This is a genomic window from bacterium Unc6 (genome assembly GCA_013626165.1).
GTDB classification, from domain to species: domain Bacteria; phylum Omnitrophota; class Gorgyraeia; order Velesiimonadales; family Velesiimonadaceae; genus Velesiimonas; species Velesiimonas alkalicola.
Genome location: NDHX01000006.1, coordinates 42,361 through 56,738 on the forward strand (window position 1 = coordinate 42,361; position 14,378 = coordinate 56,738).

Genomic DNA, 14,378 nt, shown 5'->3' on the forward strand with positions numbered 1-14,378 from the left:
CACCTCAGGCTTTCTTAATTAACAGTCTCCACTTATTATCTAATTTTTCTACTTTCATGATTTCATGCCCTTCTTCTTTCACAGCCCGAGGAACATTTTTAATAGGCTCGCCATCATCTAAAATCACCTCTAAAACTTGCCCCTGCTCCATCTCTTCAAGTTTAAGCTTTGTTCTAACAAAGCTGTTAGGACACGCTACTTTTTCCAAATTTAAAGTCTCGCGCGGCTTTATAGCATTCATCGGACGTACTCCTTATAATTATCCAACCCGACCCTGTCTAAGGTGTCCCTGAACCGCTCGCCTTGTTTGCCGAATTCTTTGTAAAACTGCAATGTTTTTTCTATAATCTTGAATACCTCTTCCTTTGTTTCCACAAAATCAAATGCCCTTATGCCTAATTTCGGGAATTTGCCCATCTTTCCACCTACGGAGATAGTGTAACCATCCTGCCTTTTCTGCCAGGCATTGGTTGGACAAGAGTATACACAGTCACCGCAACCTATGCACTTATCTTCATGAAATATAATCTTTTCGTTGTCTTTATCCACCTCTATTGCACCCACTGGGCAAACTTGCGCACATAAACCACAGTAATCGCAGTTTTCCTTTACGAATCTCTTCTTCAGCCGACCCATTATTCCTAAGTCATTCTCCTGGGGTTTAATACAGGCATTTGGACAGCCGGTAATTCCTATCTTAAATTTATGTGGGTATCCCCCTATGCCAAAGAATTTTTTGTCAATCTCTCTTGCCAAAAAGAGACAATCTATTAAACCGTGGCTGCACTCTTTGCCTTGACAGGCAGTTACAGTCCTTACCCTCTGGCCGCAGGCGCCCATTTCAAGCTCAACCTCAGCAAGTTCTTTTCTTACTTTCTCAAAGTCCTTAAAGTTTATGTTGGGGATCTCAACACCCTGTCTTGTGGTCAAATGGATATATCCTTTGCCATATTTATTGGCGATTTCTGAAAGTATAACTAATTGTTCAGACTTAACATATCCACCCACAACTCGCAGGCGCAGAGAAAATAAATCCTTTTCCTTTTGCTTCATTAAACCACCACTTTTTAATTCTTTTATATTGTATTCAGCCATATTAACTACCTCTTACGCTTCGAAATACTGTTCCATAGAAAAATATCTCTCACCTGTGTCAGGTAAGACTACAACTACTCTTTTACCCTCTCCTAAGTCTTTGGCTACCTTTAATGCTGAATATGCTGCTGCGCCTGCTGATATACCTACGAATAACCCCTCTTCCCTAGCTAGCCTTCTTGCTGTTCTGAATGCATCATTATCATCAACCTGAATTATCTCATCAATTATGCCCTGGTTTAAAACATCGGGAATAAAGCCTGCACCAATACCCTGAATCTTATGTGGGCCCAGTTCTTTTCCCGAAAGAACAGCACTTGCCGCAGGCTCAACTGCAACTATTTTTATCTTCGGATTATTCTTCTTTAAAACCTCACCTACTCCGGTTATCGTTCCTCCTGTGCCAACTCCCGCAACAAAGGCGTCAATTTTTCCATCTGTAACAATTAGAATTTCTTTTGCAGTCGTCTTCCTGTGAATCTCAGGGTTAGCCTCATTTTTAAACTGTTGAGGCATAAAACTATTTGGAATCTTCTTCAGAATCTCCTCCGCTTTTTTAATAGAACCCCTCATCCCTTCGGCCCCAGGAGTAAGCACCACTTCTGCACCGTAAGATTTAAGAATATATATTCTCTCTAAACTCATTGTCTCGGGCATAGTAAGAATACATCTATAGCCTTTGACCGCTGAAATCATCGCCAGTCCTATACCAGTATTACCGCTTGTTGGCTCGATTATGGTTGCACCTGGTTTAAGCAAGCCTTTATCTTCAGCATCTTCAATCATTGAAAGGCAGATTCTATCTTTAACGCTCCCCCCGGGGTTAAAAGACTCTAATTTTGCCAGAATTTCCGCAGAACCTCCTCCTGCAATCTTATTGAATCTTACCATAGGAGTCTGACCTATTAATTCTAATACATTTTCTGCTATTCTTTCCGAAAAAGGCAAACCTCCACCCATATAGTAAACGAACTCTAGCCTATCGTTTGGCTTAAGTTGGGTAGATTGATACTTATCTTTACCAATGATTTTATCGTTCAATTCTACTGTAACCACTTCAGGCCTCATCTTTTTAGCGTCCAAAAGACCTGATATGCTAATATTATTCTTAATCTCTTCTTTTTTTCCATTTAAGAAAATAGTTATAGCCATTTTAACTCCTCCTTAAAATTTCTAGTGCTTTACTAATAGCCCGTAAGGTATACTTTAAATCTTTTTCTGTATGCGCAGTAGATAAAAAATTTGCTTCAAATCCTGAAGGAGAAAAATAAACTCCTCCTTTTAGCAAGTTGTGGTAGAATCGTTTAAAGGACTTTAAATCTTGATTTTGTGCGGTCTGATAATCCGTAACATCCTTACCTGTAAAAAATATGCTAAACATAGAACCGATGTGATTGACTTTAATCTTTATTTGATATTCTTTGGCTTTTAATTCTAAATACTGGCTCAATTCTTCGGCCTTTTTTTGCAAATCATTATAAGGGTTATTTTCTTTAAGCAACTTTAAAGTAATTATTCCTGCTGTAACCGCTACGGGATTTCCTGATAATGTGCCTGCCTGATAAACTTCACCTTCCGGAGAAAGATACTGCATTATTTCTTTCCTTCCTCCAAATGCGCCTACAGGTAAACCTCCTCCGATAATTTTACCTAAACAAGTTAAATCTGCTTTTACGCCAAAATAACCTTGAGCACCGCCATACGAAAGACGAAAGCCGGTAATCACTTCATCAAAAATAAGAACGATATTATATTTATCAGCTATCTTTCTTAAGCCTTCGAGAAATCCAGGCAAAGGTCTAATCACTCCACAATTTGCCTGCACCGGTTCAACAATTATCGCTGCTAAATCTTTTTGAAACTTTTTTGCTGTTTCTTTAGCTCTCTTTATATCGTTATAAGGAAGTACTATTGTATGTTTAATAAAATCTTTCGGCACACCTGAACTGGCTGGAATACCCAACGTCGCCTGACCTGAACCTGCTTTTACCAAAAGATAATCTACGTGACCATGGTATGCGCCTGCAAATTTTATAATCTTATCTTTTTTTGTACAGGCGCGGGCAAGCCTAATTGCGCTCATTACTGCTTCTGTGCCAGAATTAGTAAGTCTAACCTGGTCTATAGAAGGTATTGCCTCTACAATAAGTTTTGCCAATTCTGTCTCTAATTTTGTCACTGTGCCAAAACTGGTTCCATTTTTTATGGTTCGTGATAATGCCTCTATAACCTTCGGATGCGCATGGCCCAAAATCAATGCTCCCCAACTCAGGCAGTAATCAATGAACCCCTTGCCGCATTCTCCGTAAATTTTTGAACCTTTTGCCTCTTTTACAAAAACAGGCAATCCTCCCACTGCCTGAAATGAACGCACCGGGCTATTTACTCCTCCGGGAATATACCTTTTGGCTTCACCAAAAAGTTTATGGTTTATAGTTGATAGTTTATGGCTCATTGACTATCCCGTGATTTAGAAAGTTTACTAAGCATTTTAGCTATGATTTCAGCCCTCAAGTTTCTCAAAACTAAACATTTATTCTCCTTTTTGCTATAAACTATACACCATCAACCATCAACCATTTCCCAACCTCTTTTCCAAAATAACTAATAATGAAATCTGCGCCAGCCCTTTTTATGGAGGTAAGCACCTCAAGAGCTAACTCCTTCTCCTTTGTTTTATCGCCTTCGCTTAACTTTTTTATTGCGCTATATTCTCCACTCACATTATATGCAGCTATAGGTATATTAAACTTTTCTTTTGCCCTATAGATAATATCTAAATACGCTAATGCTGGCTTAACCATAACCATATCTGCACCTTCATCAATATCTTGACCTATCCGTTTTAATGCTTCACTCGGATCACCGAAGTCAAGTTGATAACTCATTCTGTCCCCGAAGCGGGGAGCTGAATTAAGCGCTTCTCGGAATGGTGCATAAAAATTTGAGGCGTATTTTGCCGAATAGGCAAATATTTTAGTCTTTACGAAATCATTCTTGTCCAAGGCCTTTCTTATCGCCTTAACCTGGTGAAGCATCATTGCTGAAGGCGCAACAAAATCCGCTCCTGCCTGAGCGTGAGAAACAGCTATTTTAGCTAAAGTATCTAAAGTTCCATCAACATCTACATCAAGAACTTCGGCATTTTTTTTCAATATCCTGCAATGACCATAAGGAGTATATCCGCATAAACAAACATCGGTAATAATTATTATATCTTTTATTTCTTTTCTGATTGCTCTTACAGTCTTCTGAATAATGCCACCTTCGGCGTAAGCTTCGGTTCCTTTCTTATCTTTTTTACGCGGAATTCCAAATAAGAGTATTGCTTTTATATCCAAAACTTTAGTCTCCTTGATATCCTTAAGCAAGTTGTCGATAGATAGCCGATAAACTCCAGGCATGGACTTAATGACTTCTTTTTTATTTTTTCCTTCAATAACAAAATAAGGCTGAATCAAATCCGAAGCTACAAGCCTTGTTTCGCTAACCAAATTCCTAATTATTTGATTTCTTCTTAATCTATTAAATGCCATTTTTTTGCCTCTTTTAAGGTTACATCACCAATACATCTAACTTTTACACTTTGGGGTATTTTTTTATATCTTCGCTTAAAATTTCTAACCGCAGAGGGGCTGGTAAACATAATCTCATTAAAAGTATTTAACTCTAAGTCTGGCAAATCCTCAGGCATTACATTTTTATAAGCGAAACTGGTAGTTACTCTTGCTCCTAATTTTTTGAATGCCTTCTCCAAACCTTTATCCGAAATATCTGAACGGGGTAAAAATATCCTTTTGCCTTCTATGTCTAAGTTCTTAAATTCCGTAACCAAGCCTTCCGCGGATTCTTTCTTAGGTACCAAATCCGCTATAATTCCAAAGTCTAAGAGTCTATTTTTTGTAGAATTCCCGATAGCTCCAATCTTTATATTTGAAAGCAACCTTGAATCATAACCTATCGCTTTCAACCTCTTGAAGAAGTACTCTACGCCGTATCGGCTGGCAAATACTATCCAGTCAAAATTCCTGATATTCTCTACATAATTATCAAATTCCCTATAGTTATATAAGGGCTCGATCTTAATTAAAGGAAGATGAAAATAAACGCCTTTATTGAAAAATCTCTCCTGCGACAAACCGGTAAACAAAACCCACTTACCTTTCCTCAGCCAGTTAAATTCCTTCTCTAACTTTGCTATCTTGCCAACAATAACTATTGCCGGCGGTTTTAAACCTTGCTCTTTGGCCTTTTTCGCAATATTTTTTAAGGTGCTGGTTAAAATTCTCTGGGTTATTAAACTGGCATCCTGGATTATTGCCACTGGTGTATTCTCATCCCTTCCGCACTTAAGTAACTTGGAAACTATTTCATCCAAATTCTCTATTGCCATATAAAGAACTAATGTGCCAATTTTTGCCAGTGAATCCCAATCAAGCAAACTTTCTTTCTTCGTCGGGTCCTCATGACCGGTAACAAAGACACAACTGGAAGCAAGTTTTCTATCGGTTAAAGGTATGCCACTTAGACCCGCAGCCGCAACTGCGGCAGTAACCCCCGGGACTACTTCAAATTCTATTTTATTTTTGGTTAAGACCTCAAGTTCCTGAGAATACCTGCTAAATATTGAGGGATCACCGTTCTTTAGCCTTGCCACCTTCTTTTCTTCTTTGGCCTTCCTGATTAACAAATTATTAATTTTATTCTGATGAACTAAAAAACCATTAGCGTAGCGTTTCTTACCTAATTCATCGCAACAGATTAATTCTGCGCCATCTTTTGTATATCCTAAAAGACTCTTATCTACGAGGTAGTCATAAATAACCACATCCGACTCTTTAAGGATATTAAGTCCTCTTACAGTTATTAAATCAGGCTTACCAGGTCCTGCACCCACTAAATAAACTTTGCCTTTCATAATAAAACCGCCTCCCGGGAATCGATTGCTGAAAGCAAGTTATGCAGATGTAAATCTTCGGCTCTTCTGACAACTGCCAAAGACCCTTGTAAAGGATGAGGAATAAGGATCTCAAATGGTATCCTTTGGGAAATCCTATCTTCCAGCCCCAACCTAATCAGGCCACAAGCAGCAACCACAATAGCATCTAAGTCTGTTTCATCAAGCATCTTTAATCTCTCCCCGATATTACCGCGGATATCCACAATATGAAAATCATCACGATAATTTTTAAGATGGGTTTTTCTTCTCAAACTACTTGTCCCTATTTTTGCGCCCACCTTCAGTTCATCAAGGGTTAGATTATTCTTTGAAACCAGGGCATCGTAAGGATCAATAGACTTTGTAATGGCCGCGATAAAAAGTCCAGGCGCCAAATTATCCGGTAAGTCCTTTGCACTGTGGACAGAAAAATCAATCTCACCCCTTAAAAGTGCCTCATCTATTTCTTTTGTAAAAAAGTCTGTTCCTTCTATTTGCGATATAGGCGTAAACTTATCCTTATCGCCATATGTATCTATACCTATAATCTTTACATTAAGATCAGGGTAGAATTTCTTTAAATTGTTTACAACCTCTTCTACCTGCTTAAGTGCAAGAGGGCTGGTTCTTGTTCCAACTCTGTAATTCTTTCCCATAATCTTTCCACCTCTATATCTATAATCTTTTTAGCCTTTTGTGCTTCTCGTTTCTTTATCTTCATATTTTCTTCAATTACAGTATCTAAATCTTCTAAACAAAAAAGCTCAATACCCATTATCTCTTTTACTAGAGGATCAACGTCTCTTGGTAAAGCAAGGTCAACTATAAGAAGCTCCCGATTAATAAGGCCTGCTAAGGTCTCCTTTTTAATAATAAAATGTGGGCTTGCTGTAGCGGTTATGACTACATCCGCCATTTTCAAAGACTCTCTTAATCTATCGAATCTTACAGCCACAGCATTAATCTGACTTGCCAATGCCTTTGCCTTTTCAAAAGATCGACTGGAGATAAAGACCACATTGGGTTTTTCTTTTTTTAGGTACCTCAAAACTAATTCTGTAACCTTCCCTACTCCAATAATTAGAATGCTCTTGTGCGATAGGTTGCCTAATCGCTTTCTTATAAAATCTATAGCAATGCCTCCTACCGAAATTTTTCCTTCAGATATTTTGGTCTCTTTGTGTATCATACTAGCTAAAGTTAGAGCATGATTAAAAATCTTGGTCAAGAACTTATCAGCAAAAGCAATATCTTCTGTTTCAAGATATGCATGTTTAACTTGCCCTGAAATTTGTGTCTCACCAAGAATCAACGAATCTAGACCGCAAGTGACCGAAAATAAGTGTCTAACCGCTTCTTCGCCCTCATATATATAGAGATAAGGTAAAATTTTTTCTATCTCAATCTCATGGTATCGCGAAAGAAAATTTATTATATGGGCTCTTGCAACTTTGAGATTTTCTGTGCTAGCATAAATCTCCACTCGGTTACAAGTAGAAAGAATAACCGCTCCCTTAAATATTTGCCATTCCCTTAAGAGAGAAAGTGCATCTTTTAACCTCTTTTTGGAAAAAGAAAGCCTTTCTCTTAATTCAATGGGGCTAAATTTATGATTTGTGCCTACTAGCATCAACATCGTCTATCGTCTATAGTCTATTGTCTATGGATTGGGATTTAGAGAGATTGCAAAGCATTTTAGCAATATTCTCGGATTCAGAATAGAGTTCGTTGAATGCCCGCTGGGTTAAGAAATCATTATCTAGGGCAACAAATAATTGCGTTACCGTCTCATATAGAGAACCAAGAGAAATTTGAATATATCGCTTAAAATCGACTTTACTAAACCGGCTACTCCCTTCTGCAATGGCTGACAACGCGGAAATCGCACTTTTTCGAGTATGTTGAGCTAAACCAAATTTCTCTTCTGGTGGATAAGTTGCCGTAAGTTCATAAATCCTTTTCACAAACTTCCTTGTCTTTTGCCAAACTTCGAGTTTTTCAAACCCATACATTTTTACCTCCTCCATCAACTATAGACCATCAACTATAGACCATCAACTATCAGCCAGTTCGATTTCTTCTTCTGTAATTTCACCATTAACAATTCTAAATGACCTTATGCTTGGATTTTCTTTATCCTTTATTGAAGCAATTACGTAAGAAGCATCCGGATAATAGGCTAACTCCACATCATGCGCCGAAGGATAAGCCTCTGTATCAAGATGTGAATGGTATATACCTACCATCTCTAATCCTAAATTACGCATTTCTTTAAATACTTTTAATTGTTCTTTCGGGTCCATAAAATAACAAGTAGCCGGATTATCAGAGATATTCTCCATTTGATAAATTTTCTCAATTTTTTCTTCTTTGCCAGCCAATATTCCGCAAGATTCACGAGGATATTCTCTACGAGAATGTTTTACAATTTGCTCTAATTTATTTTTTTTTATAATCATGGAAATCTTTTAAATACCTCCCCCCATCGGAAACTTTTCCTGTTAAATCAAAAGTTCGTTTTACCCAAATTTCATCTAAAAACTCACCATTTATGTACGCAGACGTCATCTCTTCTTTTGGTTTCTTGAAAACATTCTTCGCCAAATCATTTTCAATCAACTGGCCTAAATAAAGAAAAATTACGTAGTCTGCAAGCCGCATTGCTTGTTGAATGTTATGAGTAACTATTATTACAGTATAGTCTTTCTTTAATTCCAACAATTTCTTTTCTATACGTTCCGATGAAACGGGATCTAATGATGAAGTGGGTTCATCGGCAAGAATTGCTTCCGGTTCAACGGCAAGTCCTCTTGCAAGGCATAATCTTTGCTGTTGCCCTAACGATAATTTTGCCGCAGATGTCCTTAATCTATCTTTTACTTCATTCCATAGACCTGCTTCTTTCAGATAATGCCGGACTTTTTCATCCAGAAATTTTTTTCCTGTGCGACCGTGAATCCTCAAACCATATGCAACATTGTCATATATTGACATCGGCAGTGGATACGGTTTCTGGGGAAGCAATCCTATCTTTTTTCTGAGATAAATTACATCGGTTCTATTACCGTAAATATTTTCACCGTTAAATAAAATCTCCCCTGATATTTTAACACTGTTTTGCAACTCCAAGAGTCTGTTAAATGACTTCAATAAAGTTGTTTTGCCGCAACCGGACGGTCCGATTATAGCAGTTATATTTTTCTCCGGAATATCGACAGTTATATCCTTTAATGCGTGATGATCGTCATAAAATACATTAAGATTTTTTATGTTTATATGCGTTTTCGCAGATTCCATCCCATTTTCCTCTCTATCTAATAATATGTTTACTAAATTTTTTTGACAATAACCTGGAAACAATACTGATAGTTAAAAGCAGGACCGTCAACACTATAGCCGAGGCATATCCGCGCTGCTGCACTTCCGGAAAAGGAGTTCCCAACTGGAAAAATATCGCCAGAGGTAAAGTCGCAACCGGCCTAAACAACGAATAAGGCAGGAAATCGGTAAAACCTGCTGTGAATAATACCGAGGCAGCGTCACCGATACCGCGTCCGAAAGCAATAAGGACTGCCGTTAATATCCCGGGCATCGCCTGCTTAAAAATAATTTTTGTTGCGGTCTCTAATCTGGTTGCCCCCAAACTAAAAGATGCCTCTTTCAATTCCAGCGGTATCATTTTTAAGATCTCATCCATACTTCTTGCCATTATCGGAATTATCAATAAAGCAACGGTAATCATACCTGCTAATAGCGAAGCGCGAAGTCCAAAAAATACCATTAAAGTAAAGCCGAATGCTCCGTAGACGATTGATGGAATGCCCCACAAAATATCAAGGAAAAGCCGCACAACCAAAGCAAGTTTTGAATTTTTTTTCAAATACAAATTTAAGTAAAAAACCATCGGCATACTGACTAAAAAAGCCAAAAATGTTGCTCCAAATCCCAAAACAATTGAACCTAAAATAGCATTGAGTATACCGCCTTCTTTACCTATATAATATCCGCCTTCTGGTGTCTTAATAAGCATATCCAGATTCAGCGCCGGCAACCCTTTCAAAAAGATTACCGCAAGAATCAGAACTAAACTTCCAACAACTATAAATGTAGAAAAGAGCATAAGAAACTTAAAAAAAATTTCTTCAATTCTCTTGCCGTGCATATCAGGATTCTCCTCTTTCAATGTGAAATAAAATTACCCGACCAAGTATATTGAATAAAATTGTCACTATCAGAAGGATAAATGCTACCAGAAGCAGCGCCGAATCGTATAAAGGTATAGACATCATCTCGCCGTAAGTATTTGCAATAAGTGCAGGTAAAGGATAGACAGGATCAAAAATTGATTTAGGAAATATGTGCATAGCACATCCGGCGACCATCAAGACAGCCATTGTTTCGCCAAAAGCCCTGGATAACCCTAAAATTACTGCTGCAATAATGCCTGAACGCACTTTTCTTAAGACGACAAACCTTGTTGTCTGCCACTGTGTGGCACCTAAAGACAATGATGCCTCTCTCATCTCAACAGGAACTGCTCCGATTACTTCTTCAACAACGGAAATAATTAAGGGGAAAACCATCACTGCCAAAACGATACCGGCGGTTAAAGCGGTAAAACCGGTATAATTATTGGAGCGAAACGGAAAAAACGGCAATCCCTCGCTGAAAAAAGGCATAAGATAGTCCCGCACCAACGGCACGATGGCAATCATCCCCCAAACGCCGTAGACAACCGGCGAAATTCCTGCTAATAAATCAATTATCGGTTTAATAACTTCACGAATCTTTTTCGGCGCATATTCAGAAAGAAAAATTGCTGTCAAAACACTTAAAGGCACCGCAATAACCATTGCAATTACGGTCACCCAAAAAGTTCCAACAATAAAACTTGCCAGACCGAATTGCCCGGAAGTAGGAGACCATGTTACTGAAAAAAGTATCTCTTTTAAGTTATTTACCGCCAATACCGGTTTTGACCTCCAATATAAACCAAATACCATCAGAAAAGTAATACTCAAAACAAATAAACAGAATAAAAACATTACTCTCTGCGCAACAATATCTTTGAATTTTCTGGCATTCATTTTTTTATCCTAAATTAGCAGGGGGTTCTGTCAAAATCTAACCACAGAGAACACAGAGAATTAACTCTGTGCCCTCTGTGGTTTATTTTGTGGTCTATTTATCATTTTTCCGTCATTACTGCAAGTTTATTTTACATTTTTCAGTAAGCTCCATTTACTATCTTTTTTCTTGAAGACATCCAGCTATAAATCACGGGTAAAACAATCAGGGTTAGTAAAGTAGAGGAAACAAGTCCGCCTACTACTACAATGGCTAAGGGTCTCTGTATTTCCGAGCCCACTCCGGTAGTTATAATTAAGGGGAGTAATCCCAGTACAGTGGTTATCGTAGCCATTAAAACCGCCCTTAATCTTGACAGAGAACCCTCAATTATTACTTCTTTCAAAACAAGACCTTCTTTTTTTAGATATTCAAAACTCGTTATTAGTACCAAACCGTTTGTCATGGTAATTCCAAAAAGCGCGATAAATCCAATAGAAGAGGGGATACTCAAATTCTCCCCAAACATAGCAAGGGCAAATATCCCGCCTACCAATGCCAACGGTATGTTCAGTATAATTAAAAGAACATTCTTAAATGAATTAAATAAAATGTAAAGGAGCACGAGAATCAGAAACAGGGTAATCGGAACGACAACCGATAATCTCCGGTTTGCTGCCTGATGCAATTCAAATTGTCCACCCCAGGAAATCCTGTACCCCGAAGGAATGCTTACCGCCTCTGCTATTCTTTTCTGCGCTTCCTCTACAAAACCACCGGCATCCCGTCCTCTGACATTACACTGAATGGAGATAAACCGGCGGGCATCTTCACGGGTTACCTGTCTAATGCCGGTAACCGTGCCGATGTCCGCCAGTTGTTCAAGCGGCACATTATACCCGGCAGGAGTGCGAACAAGTAGGTTTCTTATTGACTTAATGTCTTTGCGGTAGGGCTCGGCAAATCTAACCGTGATGCCGAATATTTTCTCTTCTTCAAAAACCTTGCCGACCTCCTCTCCCCCTATGGCGTCGTGGATTGCATGCTGTATCTCGTAAATATTCAGTCCATGACGTGCTACTTCATCACGGTTTATATCTATCTGGACCTGGGTTTGGCCAACTACCTGCTCGGTCCTTAAATCAGCCACTCCCTTTATTGTGGAAAGGACTCCTTCTATTTCCGCTGCTTTTTGACGGAGAATATCAAAATCCAGTCCAAATAGTTTCACTACCACCTGGGTCCCGGCACCGGCTATCAAATCATCAATCTCGTGCTGGATTGGCTGGGAAAAACTGATTGAAGCGCCTGGAAAATCAGCAATACGGCGGTCAATTTTGGAAACAAGTTCTTCCTGGGTTTTAACCGTTTTCCACTTATCCCTGGGATATAGGTCAACGGTTATACAGGCAAAATTGGTGTGATGTATATGAGGACCAACCTCCCCGTAACCAATGTCGGAAACAACCCGTTTAACCTCTGGAATAGTCAAGATCTCTTTTTCTAATTTTGTTGCAATACTACTGATTTCTTTCAAGGATATGTTGGGGTCCATATATACTAAGACCTGAATTGTCCCTTCCTGAAGGGTAGGGATGAACTCTTTGCCAAGCCGGGTAAAAACCAGCCCGCCCAAGACAAGTAGAATAACCATTGTAGAAACAACCAACAAGCGGCGGGGGAGAAAAAACATCAACACTGCCCTGTAAAATTTAAGGGCTATGGAAAAAATGGGTTTCTTTTTCTTCTCTTCACTCTTCCTTTTGTGGAGTAAACTGCAAAATGCGGGAGCGACAATCAGAGAATAGAGCAAAGAACCGAGCATAGTCATAGTCACCGCAAAAGCCAGCGGTCTAAACATTTTTCCTTCCACACCCCCAAGAGTAAAGATGGGTATAAAGACAGCAATGATAATAAAAACGGCAAAAAGTATGGGAGGTCCAACTTCTTTACCAGCAGATAAAATCACTCCTGTGACTGAACCGGTATCAGAATTCTCCTGCAGGGATGATTGGATCTTTTCTACCATTATAATAGTGGCATCAACTATCATACCCAGAGCAATCGCTACTCCCCCAAAAGATATCAGGTCGCCGGGTATTCCATAGCGGTGCATCAAAATAAATGCCAATAACATTGAAAAAGGCAGTGAAAAGACCACTATTAAGGTATTGCGGAATTTACCCAAAAAAACAAATACAACAAGAGAAACCAAAATAAACCCTAAAGTAAGTGCTTCTCTGACGGTGTGTATACTGCTTTTAACCAGAGAGGACTGGTCGTAGAAAGTAATTATTCGGACACCGGGAGGTAAGATTTCATTGATCTCTTTTATTCGTTCTTTCAGACGGCCAATCACCTCAAAGGAATTTGCTCCATGAAGTTTATAGACGCTTCCGGTCACAATCTCCTTTTGACCATCCATAGAGGCAATGCCGCGCCTAAAAGCGGCTCCAAATTCCACCCTTGCCACATCCCTTACATAAACAGGAACTCCATCTTCAATACCGATAACAATATTCTCAATATCACTAACGGTTTCAATCAACCCCAAACTTCGGATAATCCATTCTTCACTTCCTTTTTTCATAATACCAGCGCCTACATTCAGGTTATTTTGCTGAACCGCCTCAATTATATCCTCCATTGTTAAATCGTATTTCAAAAGTTGAGCGGGATATATCTTTATCTGATACTGTCTAACATTGCCTCCCTGAGTGATAACCTCGGCAACACCGGGCACAGTTTGAATGTCGGGTTTAATAATCCAGTCCTGAAATGTGCGCAAATCAACATTGCTATATTCGTCCCCTTCAACATAGTAGGAAAGGATTTTCCCCATTCCGCTGGCGATTGGTCCCATTTCCAGACCATGATGTATCTTTAATCCGTCCGGAATAGCTTCTTCGGCTACTTTAAGTCTCTCGGAAACAAGTTGCCGGGCAAAGTATATGTCCACATCATCCTCAAAATAGACCTTTACCGTGGAGAGTCCAAATGACGAGAGTGAACGGAGCCGTTGGACACCGGGCAGCCCTAACATCGCAACCTCAATTGGTCGGGTAACTAACGCTTCAATCTCTTCGGGAGCTGTTCCTTCAACCTCAGCAAATACCTGCACCAGGTTGGGACTGACATCGGGAAAGGCGTCAATAGGCAGCCGGGTAAGGGAGATAAATCCGGCAATACAAATCCCCACAAACCCCAGCACTACTAAGAATTTGTGTCTTAATGAAAACTGAATAATTTTCTCAATCATATTCTCTCCTTCAGACAA

Annotated in this window: 14 protein-coding genes; all 14 read right to left on the reverse strand. The window is 39.2% G+C overall.

Annotation, left to right across the window (positions count from 1 at the left end; translation table 11 throughout):
• Positions 1–4: 4 nt before the first annotated feature.
• A complete protein-coding gene (locus B9J78_03695; GenBank protein MBA2124021.1) occupies positions 5–241 on the reverse strand; it encodes a hypothetical protein in 237 nt (78 codons plus the stop codon).
• Positions 238–1,095 carry a coenzyme F420 hydrogenase gene (locus tag B9J78_03700; protein MBA2124022.1) on the reverse strand — a complete coding sequence of 286 codons (858 nt, stop codon included), beginning with the start codon at positions 1,093–1,095 and terminating at the stop codon, positions 238–240. The genes B9J78_03695 and B9J78_03700 overlap by 4 nt, the downstream gene beginning before the upstream one ends.
• Positions 1,096–1,107: 12 nt before the next feature.
• A complete protein-coding gene (locus B9J78_03705) occupies positions 1,108–2,247 on the reverse strand; it encodes a cysteine synthase A (GenBank protein MBA2124023.1) in 1,140 nt (379 codons plus the stop codon).
• Position 2,248: 1 nt separating this feature from the next.
• Positions 2,249–3,550, reverse strand: a complete 1,302-nt coding sequence (locus tag B9J78_03710; protein ID MBA2124024.1) for a glutamate-1-semialdehyde-2,1-aminomutase — start codon at positions 3,548–3,550, stop codon at positions 2,249–2,251.
• Positions 3,551–3,650: 100 nt separating this feature from the next.
• Complete coding sequence (locus B9J78_03715) at positions 3,651–4,631, reverse strand: delta-aminolevulinic acid dehydratase (GenBank protein ID MBA2124025.1); 981 nt, start codon at positions 4,629–4,631, stop codon at positions 3,651–3,653.
• Positions 4,613–6,013, reverse strand: coding sequence for a uroporphyrinogen-III C-methyltransferase (locus B9J78_03720; GenBank protein ID MBA2124026.1), 1,401 nt, complete (start codon positions 6,011–6,013; stop codon positions 4,613–4,615). The genes B9J78_03715 and B9J78_03720 overlap by 19 nt, the downstream gene beginning before the upstream one ends.
• Complete coding sequence (locus B9J78_03725; GenBank protein MBA2124027.1) at positions 6,010–6,690, reverse strand: hydroxymethylbilane synthase; 681 nt, start codon at positions 6,688–6,690, stop codon at positions 6,010–6,012. Before B9J78_03725 ends, B9J78_03720 begins: the two co-directional genes overlap by 4 nt.
• Positions 6,633–7,670, reverse strand: coding sequence for a glutamyl-tRNA reductase (locus B9J78_03730; protein MBA2124028.1), 1,038 nt, complete (start codon positions 7,668–7,670; stop codon positions 6,633–6,635). Before B9J78_03730 ends, B9J78_03725 begins: the two co-directional genes overlap by 58 nt.
• A 10-nt stretch (positions 7,671–7,680) precedes the next feature.
• The gene (locus B9J78_03735; GenBank protein ID MBA2124029.1) at positions 7,681–8,061 is read right to left on the reverse strand and encodes a hypothetical protein; all 381 of its coding nucleotides are present in this window, start codon (positions 8,059–8,061) and stop codon (positions 7,681–7,683) included.
• 27 nt (positions 8,062–8,088) lie between these two features.
• Positions 8,089–8,493 (reverse strand): hypothetical protein, encoded by a 405-nt coding sequence (locus B9J78_03740; protein ID MBA2124030.1) that lies wholly within the window; start codon positions 8,491–8,493, stop codon positions 8,089–8,091.
• On the reverse strand, positions 8,474–9,331 hold the full coding sequence (locus tag B9J78_03745) for a phosphate ABC transporter ATP-binding protein (protein MBA2124031.1): 858 nt from the start codon (positions 9,329–9,331) through the stop codon (positions 8,474–8,476). The genes B9J78_03740 and B9J78_03745 overlap by 20 nt, the downstream gene beginning before the upstream one ends.
• 13 nt (positions 9,332–9,344) lie before the next feature.
• Positions 9,345–10,196, reverse strand: a complete 852-nt coding sequence (locus B9J78_03750; protein MBA2124032.1) for a phosphate ABC transporter, permease protein PstA — start codon at positions 10,194–10,196, stop codon at positions 9,345–9,347.
• 1 nt (position 10,197) lies between these two features.
• Complete coding sequence (locus B9J78_03755; GenBank protein MBA2124033.1) at positions 10,198–11,121, reverse strand: phosphate ABC transporter permease subunit PstC; 924 nt, start codon at positions 11,119–11,121, stop codon at positions 10,198–10,200.
• Positions 11,122–11,261: 140 nt separating this feature from the next.
• Complete coding sequence (locus B9J78_03760; GenBank protein MBA2124034.1) at positions 11,262–14,357, reverse strand: CusA/CzcA family heavy metal efflux RND transporter; 3,096 nt, start codon at positions 14,355–14,357, stop codon at positions 11,262–11,264.
• Positions 14,358–14,378: the final 21 nt, after the last annotated feature.

Bases quoted from the DNA above. Each gene is read 5' to 3' on its own strand.
- B9J78_03695 (MBA2124021.1), bottom strand. From the start codon at position 241: ATGAATGCTATAAAGCCGCGCGAGACTTTAAATTTGGAAAAAGTAGCG.
- B9J78_03700 (MBA2124022.1), bottom strand. From the start codon at position 1,095: ATGGCTGAATACAATATAAAAGAATTAAAAAGTGGTGGTTTAATGAAG.
- B9J78_03705 (MBA2124023.1), bottom strand. From the start codon at position 2,247: ATGGCTATAACTATTTTCTTAAATGGAAAAAAAGAAGAGATTAAGAAT.
- B9J78_03710 (MBA2124024.1), bottom strand. From the start codon at position 3,550: ATGAGCCATAAACTATCAACTATAAACCATAAACTTTTTGGTGAAGCC.
- B9J78_03715 (MBA2124025.1), bottom strand. From the start codon at position 4,631: ATGGCATTTAATAGATTAAGAAGAAATCAAATAATTAGGAATTTGGTT.
- B9J78_03720 (MBA2124026.1), bottom strand. From the start codon at position 6,013: ATGAAAGGCAAAGTTTATTTAGTGGGTGCAGGACCTGGTAAGCCTGAT.
- B9J78_03725 (MBA2124027.1), bottom strand. From the start codon at position 6,690: ATGGGAAAGAATTACAGAGTTGGAACAAGAACCAGCCCTCTTGCACTT.
- B9J78_03730 (MBA2124028.1), bottom strand. From the start codon at position 7,670: ATGTTGATGCTAGTAGGCACAAATCATAAATTTAGCCCCATTGAATTA.
- B9J78_03735 (MBA2124029.1), bottom strand. From the start codon at position 8,061: ATGGAGGAGGTAAAAATGTATGGGTTTGAAAAACTCGAAGTTTGGCAA.
- B9J78_03740 (MBA2124030.1), bottom strand. From the start codon at position 8,493: ATGATTATAAAAAAAAATAAATTAGAGCAAATTGTAAAACATTCTCGT.
- B9J78_03745 (MBA2124031.1), bottom strand. From the start codon at position 9,331: ATGGAATCTGCGAAAACGCATATAAACATAAAAAATCTTAATGTATTT.
- B9J78_03750 (MBA2124032.1), bottom strand. From the start codon at position 10,196: ATGCACGGCAAGAGAATTGAAGAAATTTTTTTTAAGTTTCTTATGCTC.
- B9J78_03755 (MBA2124033.1), bottom strand. From the start codon at position 11,121: ATGAATGCCAGAAAATTCAAAGATATTGTTGCGCAGAGAGTAATGTTT.